This window comes from Flammeovirga kamogawensis (assembly GCF_018736065.1).
Lineage (GTDB): Bacteria > Bacteroidota > Bacteroidia > Cytophagales > Flammeovirgaceae > Flammeovirga > Flammeovirga kamogawensis.
The window spans coordinates 3845001-3866242 of the sequence record NZ_CP076128.1; the positions used below are offsets into that span (position 1 = coordinate 3845001).

Here is a 21242-nt window from a genome sequence, read left to right on the forward strand (position 1 = left end):
CCTCTGGCGTACCGGTTGTTCCGCCAGGAGCATCGCCGGGTACCTATGTGTGGAGCGGATAAGCGCTGAAAGCATCTAAGCGCGAAACCCACCTCGAGATGAGATTTCCATATAAGGGTTGTTATAGATGATGACGTTGATAGGCTTCAAGTGTACGTGTAGAGATACATTCAGCTGAGAAGTACTAATCGCCCAATAGCTTTTCTTTTACGGTTAGCACTCTAGTAATAGAGTGCTAGCAAAGTTTTTCCTTTTCACTGTCAAATAACTGATTTTATTAGTTATTTTGTATTAGTGATTAGATTCGATAATCAAAGACATTAAGATATTGATGGTGTCAATGACGTGGGTGTTCACCTCTTTCCATTCCGAACAGAGCAGTTAAGCCCCACAGTGCTGATGGTACTGGGTTAACCCCCGGGAGAGTAGGTCGACGCCACATTCATTAGATATAGAAGGTTAGTTAACACATGATGTTGACTAACCTTTTTTTGTGACTATACTTTTTTATGGAATAGTTGATTATTTTTAAAGTTATCGAGCTATATGTTGATAACTTTCCTACTTGAACTAAATATTTAACTGTGATTTGTGGATAGTTGAAGACTTATCAACAGTTTTCTTATCTTATGGTATTGTTTTTATAAACCTTAACATCTTACAATGAAACTTTGTTTAATATTAAACGTTTAATTTAAAAAAGCGAAAAATAATCTATCTATTATAAGAATAAAATGAAAAAGATCTACAAATTACTTTTAGTACTTTCAATAGTATTTATATCAAACATTATTACGGCACAAGACTTGAAGAGTTGGAAAGAACCAATGCGATCAGAGATGATCAAAATGATTGAAAAAGCTCCTAAAAAGAATAGAATAGCTACATTTGATATGGATGGTACGATGATATCAGAATCCCCAGCTTATGATATTGCAATTTTTACTCAAAAATATTCTGATGCTAAGATAGCATCAAAAGATGATTTGGTTAAAGCATTACTAGCTTTAGCAAAAGACGAAAAATACAAAGAATATGTAGATGACTTCTTTACAACTCATAAATCAAAAGTTTATCAACCAATGGTAGAACTTGTTGAGTTGCTAAAGAAAAATCAATTTAAAGTGATTTTATGTACAGCATCAGAAGATTATTTTGGTACTGTAGCAATGAATACCGCTTTTCCGATATTTGATGATGTAATCGGTACTAATTTTAAAGTAAGATTAAATGATAAAGAAGGGAAAGTTGAAAACTTAAGAGAAGCAGGTATTAGACCTATGTTTGCTTTTGGTAATTCAGATGGAGATTATGCAATGTTAGAATATGCTAAGAAAGGCGGCTTTATTGTATTGCATAATGATAAAGCATCAGGAGAATATGATAAGCCAGAGGAATATATAAAAGAATGCGAAGAAAATAATTTTAAAATGATTAGAATTAATGGAGATTGGAAAACAATTTTTAAATAATTCTATTTAAATTTTAGCATGAAATGAGTCACCCCTTATTATTAAAATTATATAATTAAGGGATGACTCATGTTTTTTCTTAAACTTGAGATATTTTTTTGGTAACTCCAATACCTAAAATTATACTTAAAATAGGTAAGCATATACCGTTAACTATAAATGATTGAATAAAAGGATATAATAAAACACGAACATTAATAGTTTGGAAAATTGGATAGATTCCTTCTAAAAATATTATAAGAAAGAGATTAAATATTGTTACACCCAAAATAAAGTTAATTACAATTGACTTTCTAACAATTTCTGAGAGTACCAACTGGAAAAAACTTAATTGTGTTTGTTCGTTTTTTAATAAAGTATGAGCCACCGAAATGACAACAATAATAAGAAATAATACAATGGTAAAAGAATACATGATTCTATATTTATTTTAGTGATTATTTTAATGAAGAATGAATTCGGTTAAGACCTTTAGTTGTACCAAATAGTTCTTCAGATTTTAAATTATATGCTCTAGCAGCAGCTTCAGCAGTGGGAAATAAACCTAGGTTATGACGAACACCTTTTGAATATAAAACAGCTCTATAGCTTGATTTACTTACTTGGACAACGCCTCTAAACCCAGTTCTATTTCTATGAGATTGATGTCTTCTTAATTCAGCCATAGTAACCCACTCTAAATTGGTTTCCCTACAGTCCAATGAATCTCCATTTTTATTTCTCACAAACAATCTTTTAGAACTTAGGGGTTTTTCTACAAAGTTTTCTGCAATTAGTTTGTGTAAGTAAATTGTTACGTTTTTATATTTTCCATTAGAAAGAGGATAATTCTTTTGGAAAAAAATATACCCACTTACATGTTTTCTTAAATTATTAAGTAAATCAATTTCCTTTAAATAGTTATTTACTTCTAAATACTCAAACGTTCGATCAGAAATCAATACAAAATCAGGTGAATTTTTAAGTTTTATTTTACACAACATATTTAATAATTTAGTTGATTGAAAATTCAAACACATTAATTCGAACGATTGATTTAATTTTAAGTTGTATTTTATTCAAACTATTTACGTTTATTAAATTCTTTTTAACTAACTATGATAGTTAAATAATTTATTTCAGATGAAATAATACCTATTTTTCACAATGAAAATGTGTTCAATTTATTTTATATAATGGGGATCATTACAACCTTTAATACAATCCAATCAGGAATATTTATAACCCTATCTTTATTATATATACTTAATTATATTTTATCTAGAAGAGACAAGGTACAATTAATATATAGTGGTATTTGTATTCTATCAAGTATGTTTATTCTTACTTCTACTTTTATGCACCAAGAAGGAGATGTAGACAGATACAGAAATTTATTTTTTGTAGTAGTGCTAACCTATATGTTATTGATGGAAGCGATATTTTTTCTTATTTATTTTTTAAATAAGCGAAAAGGGAAAAAGCCTTTCTTTATTATAACAATAATCACTGCTGTTATTATATTAATAATACTTGTTCAGAATAAAGGTTTTGTGTATGGTGCAGACGCTAATATTGTAAAATATACATTCTTTAGTAATGAAAACTACTATATTATTTCTGGAGTGGTTTCAAAGTGGTATAGTTATTCAACATTAGTTTTTTATGGAAGTAGCATAATCTATTTTATTTGGATGGTTATAGGATCTGATGTTAGAAAGTCTACTTTTAGATATCAAATACAATTATATGTAATCATATTATTTTTAATAGGAAATTTTTATGATGTACTAATAGATATAGAAATTATTAAGAATTCAGTGTATATATCAGAATATACTATTATTCTTTCAATTTTACTGTTTAATCTTGATTTGATTAATGATATATACAAAGGAAATAAAGACAGAGAAAAATTTATAATCCTATCTCAGAACTTTAATAAATTAATTCAAGAAATCCGATTGTATGTAATCGGTTTTGATGAGTATAAAAATATCAATTTCATCAATAAATATGCAACAGAAGTTTTTGGAAAAGGAATCGTTAAAAAACAACTGTCCTCTTTATTAACTATTGAATCAGAAGATACTACTAGTGACTTAACTATTTTTCATACCAATGATAGACTTAAGAAATATATTAAATCTTCAATTATCACTTTAAATACACAAGACAATGTACAGTCTTATATAATAGGGTATGATATAACAGAAAGAAAAAAGGAGCAGAAGAAGTTAAAGTCTACGCTGTTAGAGTTGCATAAACTGACAGAAGAACTTGAGCAAGAAAATACAATTTTGAAAGTAGCCTCACGAAATAATAATAAACCTAATGAGTTATTTGTGGGAAGTTTTGCATCGAGTATTGAAGAGGAAGTAAAAAGAATAGCAAACTATAAAAGTACTGTACTTATTGAAGGAGCTAATGGAACAGGTAAGAAATATGTTGCTGATTTAATTATACAAGCAAGTAATAGAGTTAATAAGCCCAGTGTCGTTTATAACTGTCATCAGTCTATTAAATCTATTTTTCAAACGCAATATTATGGTAATAGTTCACACAAACAAGCGAATGATAGGAGTATTTTAAATGTAGTGAACAATGGATCATTAATTCTATCTGACATTGAAAATATGTCTGAGACTGACCAAGAACTATTATTATCTCTTTTAAAAGACAATGATAGCGAAAGTTTAAAATATGATATTCGATTTATTATAACCACAACTAAAGATTTAAAGCAGCTAGTAAGAGAAGGAAGTTTTAATATGGAGTTATATCAATATTTAAGTATTTACAGTATACATATACCTGAATTAAAAAATAGATTATCTGATATTCCTTATTTGACAGCTACCTTTGTAGCTCAATTTTGTGAAAGACATAATATTCATAAACTCTCAATATCTGTAGCATCTATTAAAAAACTTCAATCATACAATTGGCCTGGAAATATTAAAGAGTTCCGATATATTTTACAAAAGGCTGTTTTAGCATCTAAAGGAAAAACACTTAAACTAACAGGTTTTGAAGAATACAAAAAAGAACAGGAAAAGAAGAATAGTACGATTTTAACCTTAGAAGAATTTGAACGGAAATATATATTAGATATTCTGGACTTATCTAAGTGGAAAGTAAGTGGTAAGAATAGTGCTTCAGAATACTTAGGAATTAATGAAGCTACCTTGAGATCTAAAATGAAAAAATTATCTATAGCTAAAAACAAAAAAATGTAAATTAGTTACTGTTAAAGAATTAACAAAAGTGATATTTCACGAAAAATCAGCACTTTTTTTTAAATTTAAAACGAGTTAATGTATTGATAATTAGTGATTTGTATTGTAATTAGTTGTTTTTATTTAATTTATTATCGTTAGTAAATATTTGTTATTAATATTGCATACAAATATATGATACTAGATATCATAACCTTATCCTATCAAAAAACAAATCAAATCATTAAATGTTATTCACAAACAATTTAACCCTAGGAGTGAAACTTTCTTTTCCGTAATGTCGTATTCTAATTTGCAGCCGCTTCAAATGCGACTGTTTTTAAATTAAAATTAATTTATTCAATCGTTTGAATAGTAATTATTTCTACTTCTTTCAGACATTACTACGTTTTAAAAGTTCATTACTACAAATTTAAAAATACAATCATGAAAAAAGATATTAAAAAGTACCCTGCGTTAGACAAAGAAAAATTAGCGAAGTACAAAGATCTATATGAAAACTCTAGAAGTACAGATGGAATTCATCCAGATGTGGTAAACCATTTAACTAGAGTAAAAACAATGGGAGGAGGAAAAGGTATTGAATTCCTTTCTAACCTTAATAAAGATTATTTAGGTGCTTTTATGGCTCCTTTCTCTCAAGATTTAGAGAATGCTGATATTGCCGTTGTAGGACTTCCTTTAGAAAAGTCTGCTCCAATGAATGCTTCTCATAAATATGGCCCTAAAGTATTGCGTGAACTTTCTAAGAATTTCATGGGTACTACTGAACCTTGGGTAGACGGCAAATTTGATATTCCATTTGATTGGGCAAATATTGTAGACTATGGTACAATTGATACTTATGGTCAGTTTGATCTTTCTTCTGAGGTAGAAACGTGTTTATCTCACTTCGATGATATTGTTGTTAAGAATAAGTGTTCTACTTTCTCTTGGGGTGGAGATCATACCATCTCATATATTCCAATTGCAAAATTAGCAGAGGTACATGGTCCGTTAAGCGTAATTCACTTTGATGCTCACTTTGATTTAGTGACGTATGCAGATTTCCCTTATCCATACCATTCAGGTGCAATGTTTACACGTAATATGGCAGAAGGTCATATTGATGCTGATAGAATGATTACAATGGGTATTCGTGGTAGAATGACTGGTCTTGTTGGTGGACATGCAGATAACTTTGGTGTGAAATATTTAACGGCTGATGAGTGTCGTAGAACAGATCCTAAAGTGATGGCTCAACAAATTATTGATCGTGTTGGAGATGGTCCTACGTACTTAACGTTTGATTTAGATGCACTAGATCCAATTTATAATTCAGCTTCTTCTGCTGTAGAACCATTTGGTTTAGATTTAAACTGGTGTTGGGATGTATTAAGAGAGGTACGTTTATCTGGAAAGGTAAATCTTGTAGGTGCTGATGTAGCAGAATATGCTCCTCAAAATGACCCTGCAAAAACTTTTGGTTACTGTGCAGCTGGCTTAAGCTGGAAATTATTAATCTGGTTAGCTGAATGTGCTAAAAGACGTAACGGAGGAGTAGATAACCCTACTGTTTGGGATATGTCTCTTGGTAACGTGACACTTTAATCAATCAATTTTAGACTAAAAAAATATTAATATAATGGCAAATTTCTTTTCATTAGCAGGACAAGTTGCAGTTATTACTGGTGGTACTTCAGGCATAGGACTGAAGTCAGCGGAACGCTTTATTGAAGCGGGAGCTAAAGTAGTAATCTCTGGTCGTAAAGATGGTACTGAGATCGCTGAGAAAATCGGAGCTACTTTCGTACAGTGTGATGTTGGTAATCCTGAGTCTGTTCAAAATATGATGAAAACAACCGTAGATACTTATGGTAAAATAGATATCATCGTAAATAATGCAGGTGCAAATTTTGGTTATGAAACCATTATGGATACTGATTTAGAGAACTTTGACAAGAACTTTGGTATCAATACTAAAGGGGTTGTTCATGGTATTAAATATGGTGTGCCATTAATGAATGATGGTGGTCGTATTGTCAATGTAGCTTCAGCTGCAGCCGTTCAAGGTGTGGCTTATTTAGCCCCTTACGTGGCTAGTAAATGGGCTGTTGTGGGTATTACAAAAACGGCGGCTATCGAATTAGGTGATCGTAGAATAAGAGTAAATGTTATTGCTCCTACTTCAGTAAATACACCTATGGCCAACACAGAAGATGGTCAACCTCAATTACGTATGGAACACAAAGCAGTACCGTTAGGTCGTATTGCTGAGCCAGAAGAAGTTGCTTCATTAATCCATTTCTTATCTGCTAAAGATTGTGACTTTGTAAACGGTCAAGTAATTGGTGTTGATGGTGGTTTTACTGCTGGGTTCAGTATGGATGCTTACAATACGTTAGCAGCTGAGTAGATCAAATCTATTTAAAAATATAATTAATGGACGTAGCAATGCTACGTCCCTTCAAAAAATAATCTGACAATTAAAAAAATAAAACAATGGGAGCACAAGGGAAAACAAAATCGACAAATGCAGATTTCTTACGCTACGCTTTAAAAAGAACTTGGATGGCAGCAGGTGCATCAGAAGAGCACGGTAATGCAGTAGCAGATGCACTAATGTTGGGTATCCGACAAGGTAAATTAAACCAAGGTTTAGGTGTATACGAAGCAATTGATATCATGAATCAAAAAGGTTTGTTAGATATCAACGCAGAGCCAGAAGTTGTAGGTGAGGGAGATACTTGGGCATCAATCGATGGTAAACGTTCTTCTGGTTACTGGACATTGACTAAAATGGCGAACATGGCGATCGAAAAAGCGAAGAAGCATGGTATTGCTATCGTATTCGGTCATAATCATAATGATGCAGGTTCATTCGGTGCTTATACTTGGATGGCATCAAAAGCAGGTTGTGTAGCGTTAACTTCTAATAACTCGGTACCAATGTGTTCACCGCTAGGTGGTATGTCAAACACTATCTCAGTACCTCCATTAGATGGTATTGGTCCTGCAGGTGAGAAGCCTCCAGTATGGATGTCGACTAAACTTTGTGAGTGGTATGATGCAGATACAGCACAAGCTGTACTTCAAGGTACTAAACTGAAAGGTGATTATGTAATTGATCCTGAAACTGGTGGATTATCAAACGATTTGGCTCCATACGCTCAGCCAATCGAAGGTTATGGTCGTGTGTATAACCAATCGGCATTCCAACAACTTTCAAATCCAAGAGTATACATGTTGAACTTATTCAACGAATTACTTTCTGGTATCATTAACCCAGGTGCAACAATTACTCCTGAAGTACCTTCTTTAGGTGATATTGTAGATGGTACGGCTGAAGGTACATCTGTTGGTGGATCTTACTTTATCTGTATTGATCCTTCACACTTTGGTCCTTTAGGTGATGTGTTAGCAAAATCAGATCGTTTTGCACAAGCAATCGAAGATTCTCCAGCTCGTCCAGGTCAAAGAAAGCCAGGTATGCCAGGTGCTAAAGGTTATGAGTCAATCATCAAAGATGAAGAAATCGTTGAGGTATTAGATTCTCACTGGGAACCATTTTTTAAGACTCAAGCTGGTCGTTACGGCATGACTGAAGAAAGTTTAAGAGCTGATTGGGAAGCGCAAAGAAATAAATAATTAGTTAGAAATATTTCTATTAGGATTATCTAGCCCACGATTTCAATCATGGGTTAGTGAAAATTCAAACGTACAAAAATAGAGAGAATATGCAACTTCTAGAAAATAAAGTAGCTCTTGTAACTGGAGCAACAAAAACAAAAGGTTTAGGTAGAGCAATTGCTGAGAAATTAGCAGAGCTTGGAGCTAAAGTGGTTTTAACAGGCCGTAATAGCTCTAAAGAAGGGATGGAAGCAAATGTTGCTGATATTAAAGCCAAAGGTGGTGAAGCAATGGGTGTATTAGTTGATGTTTCTGATGCAGCACAAGTTGATTCAGCAATCCAACAAGTACTTGATGCTTACGGTTCTTTAGATATCGTAGTAAACAATGCAGGTGTAGGTTTTGGATCTGCTTTATTAGATGAAAATACAGATAAAGATTGGGATGCAAACTATGCTGTAAATGTAAAAGGTGCATTAGCAGTTTGTAAAGGTGCTATTCCTGCTATGGAAAAATCTGGTGGAGGAGCGATCGTAAATGTTGCTTCAACTGCTGGTATAGCTGCAGGTATGGGCATGCCTTATCCTTACGTTGCTACTAAACATGCATTAGTAGGTGCTACTAAGGTATTGGCAATCGAGCAAGCGCCAAAAGGTATTCGTGCAAATGTTGTAGCTCCTGGTGCTATCAATACTGATATGTTACAAGAAGCATACAAAGCAATTGCAGAAGCAGAAGGTTGTTCTGTTGAAGAAGCAGCTGCAAAAGAAAATGCAGGTATTCCTTTGGGTCGCCCAGCAGAGCCAAGTGAAATTGCAGAAGCAATTGTTTACTTAGCTTCTCCAGCCGCAAGTTATATCACAGGTATTGTATTGCCGGTTCACGGTGGTATGGCACCAGGTTTATAGAAAATTACATCAGTCCATATTTCGGTATGGGCTGATAAATTATCCTTCTTTATCATTCAATAGAAAATGAAAAAAGTAGCATTAATTACAGGTGCTGCACAAGGGATTGGTTTCGAAACAACAAGATTACTAGAGAACAAAAATATACAGTCATTTTAGCTGATGTTCAAAGTAATGTTGTAGAGAAAGCAGAAGAACTTCAAAAGCAAGACATTGATGCATACCCTTTTCAATTTGATTTAGCAGATACTTCTACTTTTCAACCTTTAGTTGAATTTATTTCTAAAGAATTCAGAAAGTTAGATGCTTTGATCAATAATGCTGCAATGCTTGTAGATATGGGGAAACATCCTTCAGATTTATCAGAAGAGCTTTTTAGAAAAGTAATGGAAGTAAATTATATAGGTCCTTTCCTATTAACACAAAAATTAGTTCCATTGTTAAAGAAAAGTGAAGCGGGACGAATTGTCAATTTATCTAATCAGGTAGCACAGTTAAAACAACTTTCAGATATGAATTCACCTTTGAGGGAAGATATATGTTCCGCTTATCAAAGTTCAAAAATTGGTGTAAATGCCATGACTGTACTTTATGCTAAGGAATTAGAAGAGTTCGGTATCAAAGTAAATAGTTGTTGTCCAGGGTGGGTAGATAGTGCTATGAATACTGAAGAGTTACCTGATTATGGAGAGGGGGCAAGACCTAAAACATTGTCAGAAGGAGCAGATACTTCTGTTTGGTTAGCAACACTTTCAGAAGATGGACCAACTGCAGGTTTCTATACAGATAGAGAAAGAATAGATTGGTAATTATTAGATCAATAAATTATGTGTAAAACTACAGAAAAGCCAGAATTAAATTTTGATACTCCACTCTTTAATTATGATGAGTTGGAGCAGCAGTTAAATGATTATGAGGCAAACCCTGAAGGTTATAAACATGATGGTCCTTCTATTATTTCTGTTCGACAAGGAATTAGAGCAGGAAGAGCAGGAAGCGTTGCAGTAGGTGGTTGCCTTTTACATCATGATCAAGTGATTTCTGAAAATATGTCTAAGGCAAATGCTCCTTATCACCGTTTAGATCTTCATGCAGAAATGGTTCTTTTGAATGAGTTGGAGGATAGACTTTGTGACAATAAGACTCCAAAGATGAGAGATTATACTCTTTTTACATCTCAAGAGCCTTGCCCAATGTGTTTAGCAAGAATCTGTTGTAGTCAGGTTGGTAAAACATATTATGTCTACAGAGATGCAAAAAGTATTGAAGCTGGAGATCAAACAAATTATGAAAGATTACCCGAAGGTTTTAAATTATTAGGATCTAGGTTAGTTATTGAGGAAGCTGATTGTTCTCCAAAGCTAAAAGAAATTGCTCGTCAGGTATGGTTAAATTCTATTGATCACTGTGTTGATGAATGGTTAGAAAGATATTAATATGACACCATCAGAAAATATAACACCAAGGGATCATACCTACTTTCTTGAATATGTAAGACAGTTAGGAATGCTTCTCTTTGCAATTAGCATGACAACACCTGTATTAGGATTGGTAATTTTTGATGTAGAAACCGAAATTGTTGATGGAGATAAAGTAATGGATACTCAAATGATTTGGGATAAACCTTTTTTACCTTACGTAGCAGGTTTTCTAATTTTAGTAATCCACTGGTTTAAATTTGTTGAAGTACATCATTCAATGAAAACAACAAATCTAAATCAAATACTTATCACTTTTGGATACTTCTTTCTACTGTGTTTGTATCCTTATTTTGAGATGAATATTGAGTTTACTTCAGATCAACCTCATTCAAGAGCAATTTTTAGTGGAGTTTGGGGGTTACTTGGTATTTTTTCTTATTTGAAATTACATCATGCTAAGAAAAACGGAATGCTAAAAGATGAATTAACGGAAGGACGAATTAAAGTCTTATCGAATGAAATTTTAGCAGATCCAGTAGTCGCTATTGCTTGTGTAGGACTTTCGTATGTAAGCTTTATAGCATGGTTAATAGGTATGGTAGTTTTAGTGCCAATTGCCAATTATGTATTAGCAAGAACCAGTATAAAGGCTGGTTATTAATTATTTATTATGAAACAATCATTCATCTGTTTAGTATTTCTACTTCTTTCAAATATTCTTTTCGCGCAAGACGAAGAAATTGATGCTTCAAAACCAACTAATTTTTATACGCAATTGTATAACCACTTAGAGTACAATTACTCTAAAGATGGACCTGATACTTTTGGGTATAGAGCTGAGTTTATGTTTGCACCGAGTGAGGCTCACTTACTTTTAGCAGAGCTACCATTATTACATAATACAGGAACAAACAAAACAGGTATTGGAGATTTTAGAGCAAGATATTTTTATCTGCCTTATAAAAATTATGATAAACTGTTAGGAGCATTTGGTCCATCAGTGGATGTTTTTGCTCCAACAGGTGATTACGATAAAGGATTAGGAACAGGAACTTGGTTAGTTCAACCAGGGGTAACGGTAGGTTTAATGTTCGCAGATTGGATTCAAGCCTTTCCAATTTTGTCTTACCAATATACTTCTTCTCCTGTGATTGACCGTCCAGAACTTCTAGATGAAGCACAGCACGGGATCTCATTCCAGATTATCACACCGATCATCTTTAGTGAGAAATTCTTTATGCAAGTCACACCTATATATACTGCAAGTAATCTATCTAAGGATAGAAATGATAGATACATACAAGAAGTGGTAGCTCAATATGCCTTAAGTGATAAATTACAGATTAGTTCTTTTTACAGAGGTATTTTTAAAGACAATAACCACACAGCAAGATTAGCCCTTCTAGTATTTCTTTAATAAGTCATTAAAAACACTATAAATAAAAATAAGATCATGAGCGATATCAAAATGAACCCGTTGTTAAACGTTAAAGATGGTGATTTATACATCGAAGATGTAAACACTGTGGAGATTGCAGAAAAATTTGGTACTCCATTATTCGTAGTATCTGAGAATATCTTAGTAAAAAACTACTTAGCGTTTCAAAACACATTTCAGAAATTCTATCCTGAAGGACGTATTCGTGTAATGGCTGCCGTAAAAGCAAACCCAACAGTTGCAGTAAGAAGAGTATTAACACAAGCAGGTTGTGGATGTGATACTTTTGGTGCAGGTGAATTAGAAACAGCAATTAGAGGTGGTGTTCCTTATGAAGATATCGCTGTAAATGGTTCTATTAAGTCTGATGATATTATCCGTAAAGCAATTGATTTAGGTATCCATATTGTTTTGGATAATAAAGATGAGCTGGGTGTTTGTCAAAGAATTGCAAAAGAGTTAGGAAAAGAAGCACACGTTATGCTACGTATCAAGCCTTATATGAAAGACTTGGATGAGCCTTCTGATTTCTTCCCTGCTCGTTTAATTCGTGAGATGACACAAACTGTAAAATACGGTATTCCTACTTCTGAAGTAAGGGAAATGCTACCTCAGTTTGCAGATTGTTCTAACGTGAAATTAGTAGGTGTACATACGCATGCTGGCCGTCATTCTAAAAAGCCTATTTTCTGGCAATCATTAGTGCAGTCAATTGTAGACATGATCAAAGAAATTCATGATGGAGTAGGTAATAACTGGTCGCCAGCAATTGTTTCTGTTGGTGGTGGTTTCCCTTCTGATATGGATAAAGAATCTCGTGTTGCTGTGACTGATTATGAAACGCCCCATATGGAAGATTTTGCAAAAGTTATCACAGAAACTTTTAGAAACGGAATGAAAGCAATTGGTCTTTCTTCTGATGGAATAATCTTAGAAATTGAACCAGGTCGTGCAATGTACAATGAGAGTGGTATCCACTTATTTAAAGTACATAACATGAAACACGAGACAGCAAATGGTATGGATTACCAATGGGCTGAAACAGATACTTCGGAGACTTTCTTGAGTGTTGGTGGTTTAAATGTAGTGCCTCCATTTGATTTAGTGGCTTGTAATAAAGCTGAAAAAGAATACGATACTCCAGTGGATGTTGTGGGTATTACTTGTAACTATGATTGTTTAGCAGAGCAATATAAAATGCCTCAATTGGAGAAAGGAGATACACTTGCATTTCTAAATACAGGATCGTATATCGAACCTTATACTTGTAACTTCAATGCTTTGCCACGTCCAGGTATGGTGATGGTAAAAGGAGATACAGTGGAATGGGTGAAAACACCTGAAACTCAAGATGAGGTATTCTCAAGACACGTTGTTCCAGAAAGATTGAAAGATATCTAAGCAAAGAATATTTAGATGAAATTATCAATTACTCAGGGCTTCGGTTCTGAGTGGTTGATATCTATAATAACCTCTCTATTTGATTACTACTAAGAGAATGAAAAGAATACTACTAAGTTTATGTTGGCTTCTAGCTTTGCCTGTTTTAGCTCATCAACCTGATAATGCATCTGGTACTTTTGAGTTAGATTGGCATACTAGTCAGATTGATAAAACCATTGCTACAGGCGTTTTTCAGACGATGGGATTACGTGTGGATAATGATCCATCTAGAGCAGGGGTGAAAGAAGAAGGAGGAAAAAAGATACTTTTTGGGATCGCCTTAGGGTTTAGTATTGACGATCAGTTTGCTTTTGATATTGATCAGAAAATAAAAGTGACCGTAGAATTAGATGCGAGTAACTTGACAGAGTTTTTCTACGCTTACGATAGAAATGGAGTAGTAGAATCTGTGCATAGAATAGAAATAGCGCAAGGAACAAAAGGGTTTCAAACCTATGAATTTGTTTTAGATAGAGCTCGATTTGCAAATAGAGGCTACAGTCAAACGGACTTTGCAATTTCTAGTGGTTTAGATATGTCGAGTAAGCTACTTTTTATTAGAGACATTAAATTTGAATTAGTAGGTGAAACTGCGAAAAGAAATGCTTCAGGAAAATTACAATTAAACCTAATTGAAAAGAAATCGAAAGAGCGTGTAGCAGCACAAATTGGATTGTATGATGCTTCGGGTAGAATGCCTCTTCCAACAGAAAGTGCTATTGAGTTACAGTTCTTTGAAACTATGGTTCGTTCGGTAGAAATACGAGAGGAGTTAGATCAAATTAATTGGCCTAATGATAACCATTACTCTATGTATGTAGATGGTTTATACCAAGCCAATATACCTGCAGGGAAATATACATTAGTAGTAATGAAAGGCCCTGAATACCCAATTCTCACAAAAGAAATTGAGATCGAAGCAGACCAAGATAACAATATCAATATCACTTTGGATCATGTTATTGATATGCCTTCTAAAGGTTGGTATTCTGGAGATGTTCATAATCACTTTTCTCGTAGAAACTCATCTGTAAATACTAATCAAATGGCCCATGCGAGAGCAACAGATTTACACATGCATTGGTTGTATGCTTTAGGTAATTCAGTAACGACACACTTCGATCAATATGCTTGGGGTAAAGATGGTCAGTATAAAGAAAAAGATTATTACATCGCATCAGGTCAAGAAGATCCAAGAACGGACTTTTTGGGGCATGTTTTAGCAATGGGACAGAATGAGTTTGTACGTTACCCTAATGATTATTTTCATTATGATAAAGTATCAAAAGAGGTACATAAACAAGGTGGAGTTTTTGGCGTAGCACATATGGATTTTGCTCAATTTCAACAAAATATTGCATTGGCAATGTTGGCTCCAGAAGATGAAGTGGACTTTGTCGAAATTTTCCAATATCATTCTTTAAACCTAAACGATTGGTATGCATTTTTAAACTTAGGTTTCAAATTAGCTGCAGCAGCAGGATCAGATTGGCCTTATATGTCTTTACCAGGATCGGTGAGAACGTATGTAAAAGTGGATGGAGAATTTACACCTGATGCTTGGAATAAAGGTTTGGCAGAAGGGAAATCATTTGCATCAAACGGTCCAATGGTTGATTTTAACATTAATGGAAATGATATAGGGTCAACTGTACAAGTGAAAAAAGGAGAAACGATTCAGATTAAAGCAAAAGGGTATATAGTTCCTAGCTGGGATCTTTTAAAATACGCTAGCATTATTGTAAATGGTGATGTAGTGAAAGAAGTCAAACTAGAAAAAGGACAAAAAGAAATTGAAATTGATTTGGAATTACCAATGAATGAAAGTGCTTGGATAGCAGTAAAAGTTCATGGTGAAAAAGCACATGATATTGTGTTCCAAAGTGATTTTACAAAAAGAATACAAGCACATACTTCACCGATTTATATAGAGGTAGATGGTCAGCCAACTTGGTCAAAAGAGAAAGCTCCAGAAATTATAGATCGATTAATAGAAAGAATGGAAGTGGTAAAAGAAATGAAATATCAACGCAACGATAATGAGGCTTGGGAAAGTCCAGATCGTACAGCAGAGATGTTAGAAGCTTTTCGTCCCTACTTAAGAACTTGGATAGATCAAACTTCTGAGTTTTACGAAAAAAGAAAAAAAGAAATTGTGACACCATCAAAATAAACTAAACAATGAGTACACAAGAAAAAATGAATTGGAAACCATTAATCGTAATCATCTTATCGATGGTGATGATGTACATTACATCATTTAGTATTAATGTATTGATTGGACCGATTGTACAAGATTTGAATTGGTCTGTATCAGGTTTACAAATGGTAATTGTTTCTGCCTCATTAATTGCAGGTACATTAATGGTTACTGCTGGCAGATTAGGAGATAAAATAGGAAAGAAAAAAGTATTCTTAATAGGATCTATCATATACACTATTGGTTTAACAATAGTAGTTTTAGCACCTAACTCTACAATATTTAGTATTGCATGGGCTTTAATTTGGCCTTTTGGTATGGTAATGGTCATTCCAACATCAATTGCCTTAATTATGTACTTTTATGAAGGAGGGCAAAGAGCTACAGCTTTTGCTATTTATGGTGCGGTGTTATCTATTATTTCTGCTATTGCACCGGTAGTGGTTGGTTATTTAGCCTCTGTAGTATCGTGGAGAATAGCATTAGGTTTATCACCAGCATTTGGTGTATTGACTATTATTGCTGCTTTTACTTTACCAGAAACAGAAAAAGATTCTTCTATTAAAATAGATATTCTATCAGTATTCTTATCAGTTGTAGCTTTTGGTACTTTCTTGATTGCCACAACAATGGCTTCAGAATACGGATGGTTAATGGAAAAGAGACCATTTGAAATCGGTGGAACAGTGATTCCTTTAGGAGGATTATCGATTGTACCAATTATGTATGCGATTGCAATTGTATTGTTGATTATTTTCTTCAAGAGAGGAGCAGCGTTAACCGCTAAAGGAGAAACACCATTATTAAGTGCTTCTATCTTAAAGAACATACCTTTCTCAATTGGTATGACGGTTCAAGCATTATTATACTTTTTAATTGCAGCCGTATTATTTACTATTTCAGTATTTGTACAATCAGCAGCAGGATTAGATTCATTTGATACAGCATTAACCACTTTACCAATTTCAATTGGTGTAGCATTCACAGCCTTTGGAACAGCTAGTTTAGGGGAGAAAATTTCTCCAAAACTAATCGTGATTGTTGGTTTCATTATCATATTAGGAGGTTCATTCTTATTGACGCAACAAGCATCAGTAGATATGACTTGGACGTCAACTATTTCTGGGGCATTAGTTTTTGGTATTGGTTGTGGATTAGTGATGGCTCAAATTGCAACGCTGACAATGATAAAAGTACCTTCTTCACAAGATGGTGAGGCATCAGGTTTATCTGAAACGATGAAAGAAATTGTTGGGCAGGGATTTGCAATTGCTTTTGCAGGATCTATCTTATTTGGTTCAGTTTACACAAATATGGTAGACGGTTACGAAGCAACTGAAGAATTGCAATTATCGAAGATAGATAAAGAAGCAATTATCATCGAATTAGAAGATACATTTATGGAAATTACTCCTGAACAGGAAAAAACTTGGGTACAGGAGCAGTTACCAGAAAAAACAAAAGAGGCTTATCAAGAAATTGTGAATGCATCTGCGGAAAAAGCATTCCAAGATACATTTATAATTGTAAGTATCTTTACACTGATCTCTTTAGTGCTAAGTTTCTTACTTCCGGGAATGAAGCTAGGAGCTTCTGAAGAGAAAACTACAGCTTAACCTTTTCATCAACCCTCGGTTTCAACAACTGTGGTTTGATGAGAATTACAATATTTCATATTTATCACACTGACTTAAAAAGACAAACTCAATGAAAACATTTATAGGCGTATCTATTATTGATACAGATGGAAAGAAAAAAGACTTTATCCTTAACACTCCTTTTTTAGGTGATGAAAATAGATTGATTGAGGAAGTTTATGTTGAGGATTGGCATCAGTATCCTTTGGTTATTGTAAAGACAAACCATGGAGAACAACACTTTGCTGATGTAAAGTTTGAAATGCTTTACGAATAACATTATAGTATTTTTATCATTAGTCCATGACTTTAGTCGTGGGGTAATGATATGATAAAATCTCAATCATTCATTTCGCAATCAACTTATCATGAAATATCAAAAATTAGCTTTTGTAAAATCTGGAAGCCCAAAAAGTGAAGAAGCTTATAATTTACTTATTGATAAATATGAAAACCATTCAATTGATGAAGCAGACGTAATTGTTGCTTTAGGTGGTGATGGTTTTTTATTACAAACATTGCATACTTATCCTCATTTAAAAACACCAATTTTTGGGATGAACAGAGGAACATTAGGTTTCCTTTTGAATGAATATAAAGAAGATGTAAACCTTTTAGGGCGTATTAATCACTCTAAAGATGTGCACCTTTGTCCAATTTCTGTAGATATTGAAGATGTAGAAGGAGAACACCACCATTATAAAGCCTACAATGAAGTTTCTGTAATTCGTTACTCAGGTCAGAGTGCAAACTTAAAAATTGACGTTAACGGAAAAACAATGCTAGAAACTTTAAATGCAGATGGTGTTTTGGTATCTACTCCTGCAGGAAGTACAGCTTATAATTTTTCAGCTCATGGCCCAATTATTCCTTTAAATGCCAATTTACTAGCACTAACACCGGTTTCACCTTTTAGACCACGAAGATGGAAGGGCGCTTTATTACCAGATGACGTTACGATTGAAATTACAAATCTTGATCCAGTGAAAAGACCTATTGGTGCTGCAGCAGACTCAAAAGAGGTGAAAAATGTAGTAAAAGCAAAGGTATGGCAGGACAAGGGTGATTTAAGACATTTACTATTTGATCAAGATCAGTCTTTAGAGGAAAGAATTTTGATTGAACAATTTAACGTGTAAAAAAATGTCGAATGTAAGGAAGTATTCTACTTTATTTTTGATTTTAATTATTGGTTTTCAGGTGGAGGCTCAAGATGTAAATAAAGACTTGGAGCTTCCTTCTTATGCTGATAGAAGATATAAAGAAAACTGGAAACTTTCAGACTGGTCTGATAGAGATAAGAGAGCAAAAGATTGGTCTGATATGATCAAGACAGTTCCTTTATCAAACAATAAGAAAATTTGGGCTTCATTTGGTGGGCAAGTACGTGGACGGTATATGCCTACTATAAATGAAGAGTTTGGACCAGAAAACTCAGGCTTGTTTACATTGCGTTTACGCGCACATGCAGATGTACATTTTGGAAATAATTTTAGAGTGTTTGCAGAAGGTATTTACTCTAATACCACAAAAGACGATGGATCTCGGTTAGGAGCAGGTACACCTGTAACGAAAGGTGCTTTTCTAAATTTATTTGCCGAGTATAAGTTCAATGTATACAATAAAACAAATTTAGGCATTTGGGCAGGTAGAAGAGAGCTACAAGCGGGGCATGAACGTTTACTATCTCCCGGAAACTGGTTAACAACACGTCGTACTTTTGACGGGGCAGGGTTTTACTTTGGGAATGAAAAAGATAAATTAACTGCTTTTGTTTCTCGACCAGTAATTCCTGTTCCAGATGGTTATACAACTAGAGATGATAATACAACAATTTGGGGTGTTAGGTACGAATCTAGTGATCTTCCTTATACTACTCATGCAGGTTTTGGTGTGCCAAGTTGGTCATCTTTTGATAGGACCTATTTTGAACCATATATATATTGCTTACATCGTCAGAATGCTGTTTACGAAGAAGGTACAGCAAACGAAACAAGATACACTGCAGGTTTCTTGTTAGCAGGACCAATTAAACGTATCTTTAATTATGAGATAGAAGCAATGTATCAATTTGGATCATTTGGTGACCAAAAGATTGCAGCATATTCTATTACTACAGAGTTTGGAGTATCTTTTCCAGAAGTTAAATTACAACCTCATATTTGGTTAGGTTTTGATTATTCTTCAGGAGATCAAAACCCAAATGATGGTACGTTGGGTACATTCAACCCATTATTTCCTCAAGTAGCACAATTTTTTGGCGAACATGGAGCTATGGATAGAAAAAACCTAACTTCTTTGTCTGCTAATGTTGATTTGACTGTATTTAAAATAGTGAAATCAAGATTAACGTATTGGAATTTCCAACGCTCTAGTATAAACGATGCTGTATACAATACCTCTAACGGAATTATGAGAAGTGGTAATAGCAATTCTAGAGATTTAGGAGATTCTATGCAATTATCTACAGTTATATCTTTAAGTAGACATTGGGAAATTTGTGCAACTTATAACTTTTGGGTACCTGGGCAATACTTTTGGGATACCCAATCAGGAGCGGCCTATACTCAGCACTTTTTTATGATCACTACTCAATTTACATTTTAATTGAAGAAGAAATTATTATATAGCTTTTTACTTTTTTTACTTCCCTTTTTAGGAATTTGTAGCGATTCAGACTCTCTAAAAAAGGAAGTGTATAAAGATAATATTCTCCCATCACCAGCTTTTACATATAGTCCAAAAACAGATGTTGTTTTAGGAATTTACTTATTGTATCAGTTTAAGATGGATCGAAGAGATTATTCTACACGCCCATCAAATATTAATTTTTATTACGGCTCTTCTTTTAAAGGACAAAACTTCTTGTCTTCAGAGCATACTATCTTAACAAATAAGGAGAAGTTCTTTTTAAAAGGAATCATCGAATATAAAAATACTCCCGAACAATTATTTGGTATAGGGCCTAACTCATCAGACGATTATATCTTATCAGAATATACCTCTTTTGAATTTAAAGAGAGAGTACTTTATCAGTTTAGACCAAAATTATTTGTTGGAGGAAGGTTAAGATATATCACATTATTTGATTTTACTTATAACGACCAGGAAAACAATAGTATTCCACCACCTAATGTTACAGGAGCAGAAGGTGGACACTATCTAGGTTTCGGTCCTGTTTTAATGTACGATAAGCGAAATAGTATTCTAACACCTACCCAAAACTATTATTTAGATTTTGCCGCCACATTTTATGCAAGTTCTTTAGAAGATGGTGGCTTTGCTACTATAGAGCTAGATGCAAGACGCTATTTAGACTTCGATACTGATGGAAAAAGAGTACTGGCTTTTCAAGGATTAATGAAATCAACTTTTGGTAATGTACCCTTTAATGAATTGGCTCTTTTAGGAGGGAAACAAATTTTAAGAGGATATACGTTAGGTAGATTTAGAGATGAACATTATCTACAATTACAGGCTGAATTTAGAGCAACTTTAATTGGAAGGTTTGGGGCAACAGCATTTGCTGGAACAGGCACTGTTTATGATCAGTTTGATGATTTTAAGTATTTAAAAGCAGCCTTAGGTGGTGGTTTACGTTTTAATATTAATAGAAAAGACCCCGCAAATGTTCGTATTGATTTTGCTTGGAGTGTAACAGATAATAATAAAGGACTTTATATAACATTGGGAGAGGCATTTTAATTATTTTTTTTTAATAAAACTAAATAAATCAAACGATTGAATAATGCATGCGTTATTAAAATTATACATCAAAAGATTCATTATTAAATGATGAACGATTTTCCTGATTGGTAGTTAGAAAAATACACCAAAAGGGATTATTGGGTAAGGTGATAAAACTATTCACAAGTAATTTTATTTGTATGTAGACA

At 33.7% G+C, this 21242-nt stretch carries 18 protein-coding genes and 2 rRNA genes (1 of these 20 only partly in view); 19 read left to right on the plus strand and 1 reads right to left on the minus strand.

Annotated features, from left to right (window positions below; translation table 11 throughout):
* The 3 genes from KM029_RS15585 to KM029_RS15595 all read left to right on the plus strand — a co-directional run.
* Nucleotides 1-208: ribosomal RNA gene (locus KM029_RS15585) — 23S ribosomal RNA — on the plus strand (it extends 2669 nt beyond the left edge of the window).
* Nucleotides 209-330: 122 nt separating this feature from the next.
* Nucleotides 331-442: ribosomal RNA gene (gene rrf / locus KM029_RS15590) — 5S ribosomal RNA — on the plus strand.
* Between the two features lie 292 nt (nt 443-734).
* On the plus strand, nt 735-1472 hold the full coding sequence (locus KM029_RS15595) for an HAD family hydrolase (RefSeq protein ID WP_144074120.1): 738 nt from the start codon (nt 735-737) through the stop codon (nt 1470-1472).
* Nucleotides 1473-1909: 437 nt separating this feature from the next.
* Here the strand turns inward: KM029_RS15595 and KM029_RS15600 are convergent, their stop codons facing one another.
* Nucleotides 1910-2455, minus strand: a complete 546-nt coding sequence (locus tag KM029_RS15600) for an AP2/ERF family transcription factor (protein WP_144074121.1) — start codon at nt 2453-2455, stop codon at nt 1910-1912.
* A gap of 330 nt (nt 2456-2785) precedes the next feature.
* Between KM029_RS15600 and KM029_RS15605 the strand changes: the two genes are divergently transcribed.
* From KM029_RS15605 to KM029_RS15680, 16 genes are all read left to right on the plus strand, one after another.
* Nucleotides 2786-4690, plus strand: a complete 1905-nt coding sequence (locus tag KM029_RS15605) for a sigma-54-dependent transcriptional regulator (RefSeq protein ID WP_158631077.1) — start codon at nt 2786-2788, stop codon at nt 4688-4690.
* 426 nt (nt 4691-5116) lie between these two features.
* Entirely contained in the window at nt 5117-6280 is a 1164-nt protein-coding gene (locus KM029_RS15610; protein WP_144074123.1) for an arginase family protein, read from the plus strand.
* A gap of 34 nt (nt 6281-6314) precedes the next feature.
* Complete coding sequence (locus tag KM029_RS15615; protein WP_144074124.1) at nt 6315-7085, plus strand: SDR family NAD(P)-dependent oxidoreductase; 771 nt, start codon at nt 6315-6317, stop codon at nt 7083-7085.
* Nucleotides 7086-7171: 86 nt separating this feature from the next.
* Nucleotides 7172-8317 carry an Ldh family oxidoreductase gene (locus tag KM029_RS15620; protein WP_144074125.1) on the plus strand — a complete coding sequence of 382 codons (1146 nt, stop codon included), beginning with the start codon at nt 7172-7174 and terminating at the stop codon, nt 8315-8317.
* Between the two features lie 89 nt (nt 8318-8406).
* Nucleotides 8407-9207 carry an SDR family NAD(P)-dependent oxidoreductase gene (locus KM029_RS15625; protein WP_144074126.1) on the plus strand — a complete coding sequence of 267 codons (801 nt, stop codon included), beginning with the start codon at nt 8407-8409 and terminating at the stop codon, nt 9205-9207.
* 152 nt (nt 9208-9359) lie between these two features.
* Nucleotides 9360-10016 carry an SDR family NAD(P)-dependent oxidoreductase gene (locus KM029_RS15630; protein ID WP_240050345.1) on the plus strand — a complete coding sequence of 219 codons (657 nt, stop codon included), beginning with the start codon at nt 9360-9362 and terminating at the stop codon, nt 10014-10016.
* Nucleotides 10017-10034: 18 nt separating this feature from the next.
* Complete coding sequence (locus KM029_RS15635; protein ID WP_144074128.1) at nt 10035-10643, plus strand: cytidine/deoxycytidylate deaminase family protein; 609 nt, start codon at nt 10035-10037, stop codon at nt 10641-10643.
* A 1-nt stretch (nt 10644) separates the two neighbouring features.
* Nucleotides 10645-11289, plus strand: a complete 645-nt coding sequence (locus KM029_RS15640) for a TMEM175 family protein (RefSeq protein ID WP_144074129.1) — start codon at nt 10645-10647, stop codon at nt 11287-11289.
* Between the two features lie 9 nt (nt 11290-11298).
* The gene (locus KM029_RS15645) at nt 11299-12045 is read left to right on the plus strand and encodes a hypothetical protein (RefSeq protein ID WP_144074130.1); all 747 of its coding nucleotides are present in this window, start codon (nt 11299-11301) and stop codon (nt 12043-12045) included.
* Between the two features lie 36 nt (nt 12046-12081).
* Nucleotides 12082-13467 (plus strand): diaminopimelate decarboxylase family protein, encoded by a 1386-nt coding sequence (locus KM029_RS15650; RefSeq protein WP_144074131.1) that lies wholly within the window; start codon nt 12082-12084, stop codon nt 13465-13467.
* 97 nt (nt 13468-13564) lie between these two features.
* A complete protein-coding gene (locus KM029_RS15655; RefSeq protein ID WP_144074132.1) occupies nt 13565-15682 on the plus strand; it encodes a CehA/McbA family metallohydrolase in 2118 nt (705 codons plus the stop codon).
* A gap of 8 nt (nt 15683-15690) precedes the next feature.
* Nucleotides 15691-17325, plus strand: coding sequence for an MFS transporter (locus tag KM029_RS15660; RefSeq protein WP_144074133.1), 1635 nt, complete (start codon nt 15691-15693; stop codon nt 17323-17325).
* Nucleotides 17326-17416: 91 nt separating this feature from the next.
* Nucleotides 17417-17623 (plus strand): hypothetical protein, encoded by a 207-nt coding sequence (locus KM029_RS15665; protein ID WP_144074134.1) that lies wholly within the window; start codon nt 17417-17419, stop codon nt 17621-17623.
* A 91-nt stretch (nt 17624-17714) separates the two neighbouring features.
* Nucleotides 17715-18485, plus strand: a complete 771-nt coding sequence (locus KM029_RS15670; protein WP_144074135.1) for an NAD kinase — start codon at nt 17715-17717, stop codon at nt 18483-18485.
* Between the two features lie 4 nt (nt 18486-18489).
* Nucleotides 18490-19953 carry an alginate export family protein gene (locus tag KM029_RS15675; RefSeq protein WP_144074136.1) on the plus strand — a complete coding sequence of 488 codons (1464 nt, stop codon included), beginning with the start codon at nt 18490-18492 and terminating at the stop codon, nt 19951-19953.
* A complete protein-coding gene (locus tag KM029_RS15680; protein WP_144074137.1) occupies nt 19954-21051 on the plus strand; it encodes a BamA/TamA family outer membrane protein in 1098 nt (365 codons plus the stop codon). It abuts the gene before it with no gap.
* Nucleotides 21052-21242: the final 191 nt, after the last annotated feature.

What these genes read in the sequence shown, in the direction of transcription:
- KM029_RS15595 (WP_144074120.1), top strand. Translation starts at nt 735, where the DNA reads ATGAAAAAGATCTACAAATTACTTTTAGTACTTTCAATAGTATTTATA.
- KM029_RS15600 (WP_144074121.1), bottom strand. Translation starts at nt 2,455, where the DNA reads ATGTTGTGTAAAATAAAACTTAAAAATTCACCTGATTTTGTATTGATT.
- KM029_RS15605 (WP_158631077.1), top strand. Translation starts at nt 2,786, where the DNA reads ATGTTTATTCTTACTTCTACTTTTATGCACCAAGAAGGAGATGTAGAC.
- KM029_RS15610 (WP_144074123.1), top strand. Translation starts at nt 5,117, where the DNA reads ATGAAAAAAGATATTAAAAAGTACCCTGCGTTAGACAAAGAAAAATTA.
- KM029_RS15615 (WP_144074124.1), top strand. Translation starts at nt 6,315, where the DNA reads ATGGCAAATTTCTTTTCATTAGCAGGACAAGTTGCAGTTATTACTGGT.
- KM029_RS15620 (WP_144074125.1), top strand. Translation starts at nt 7,172, where the DNA reads ATGGGAGCACAAGGGAAAACAAAATCGACAAATGCAGATTTCTTACGC.
- KM029_RS15625 (WP_144074126.1), top strand. Translation starts at nt 8,407, where the DNA reads ATGCAACTTCTAGAAAATAAAGTAGCTCTTGTAACTGGAGCAACAAAA.
- KM029_RS15635 (WP_144074128.1), top strand. Translation starts at nt 10,035, where the DNA reads ATGTGTAAAACTACAGAAAAGCCAGAATTAAATTTTGATACTCCACTC.
- KM029_RS15640 (WP_144074129.1), top strand. Translation starts at nt 10,645, where the DNA reads ATGACACCATCAGAAAATATAACACCAAGGGATCATACCTACTTTCTT.
- KM029_RS15645 (WP_144074130.1), top strand. Translation starts at nt 11,299, where the DNA reads ATGAAACAATCATTCATCTGTTTAGTATTTCTACTTCTTTCAAATATT.
- KM029_RS15650 (WP_144074131.1), top strand. Translation starts at nt 12,082, where the DNA reads ATGAGCGATATCAAAATGAACCCGTTGTTAAACGTTAAAGATGGTGAT.
- KM029_RS15655 (WP_144074132.1), top strand. Translation starts at nt 13,565, where the DNA reads ATGAAAAGAATACTACTAAGTTTATGTTGGCTTCTAGCTTTGCCTGTT.
- KM029_RS15660 (WP_144074133.1), top strand. Translation starts at nt 15,691, where the DNA reads ATGAGTACACAAGAAAAAATGAATTGGAAACCATTAATCGTAATCATC.
- KM029_RS15665 (WP_144074134.1), top strand. Translation starts at nt 17,417, where the DNA reads ATGAAAACATTTATAGGCGTATCTATTATTGATACAGATGGAAAGAAA.
- KM029_RS15670 (WP_144074135.1), top strand. Translation starts at nt 17,715, where the DNA reads ATGAAATATCAAAAATTAGCTTTTGTAAAATCTGGAAGCCCAAAAAGT.
- KM029_RS15675 (WP_144074136.1), top strand. Translation starts at nt 18,490, where the DNA reads ATGTCGAATGTAAGGAAGTATTCTACTTTATTTTTGATTTTAATTATT.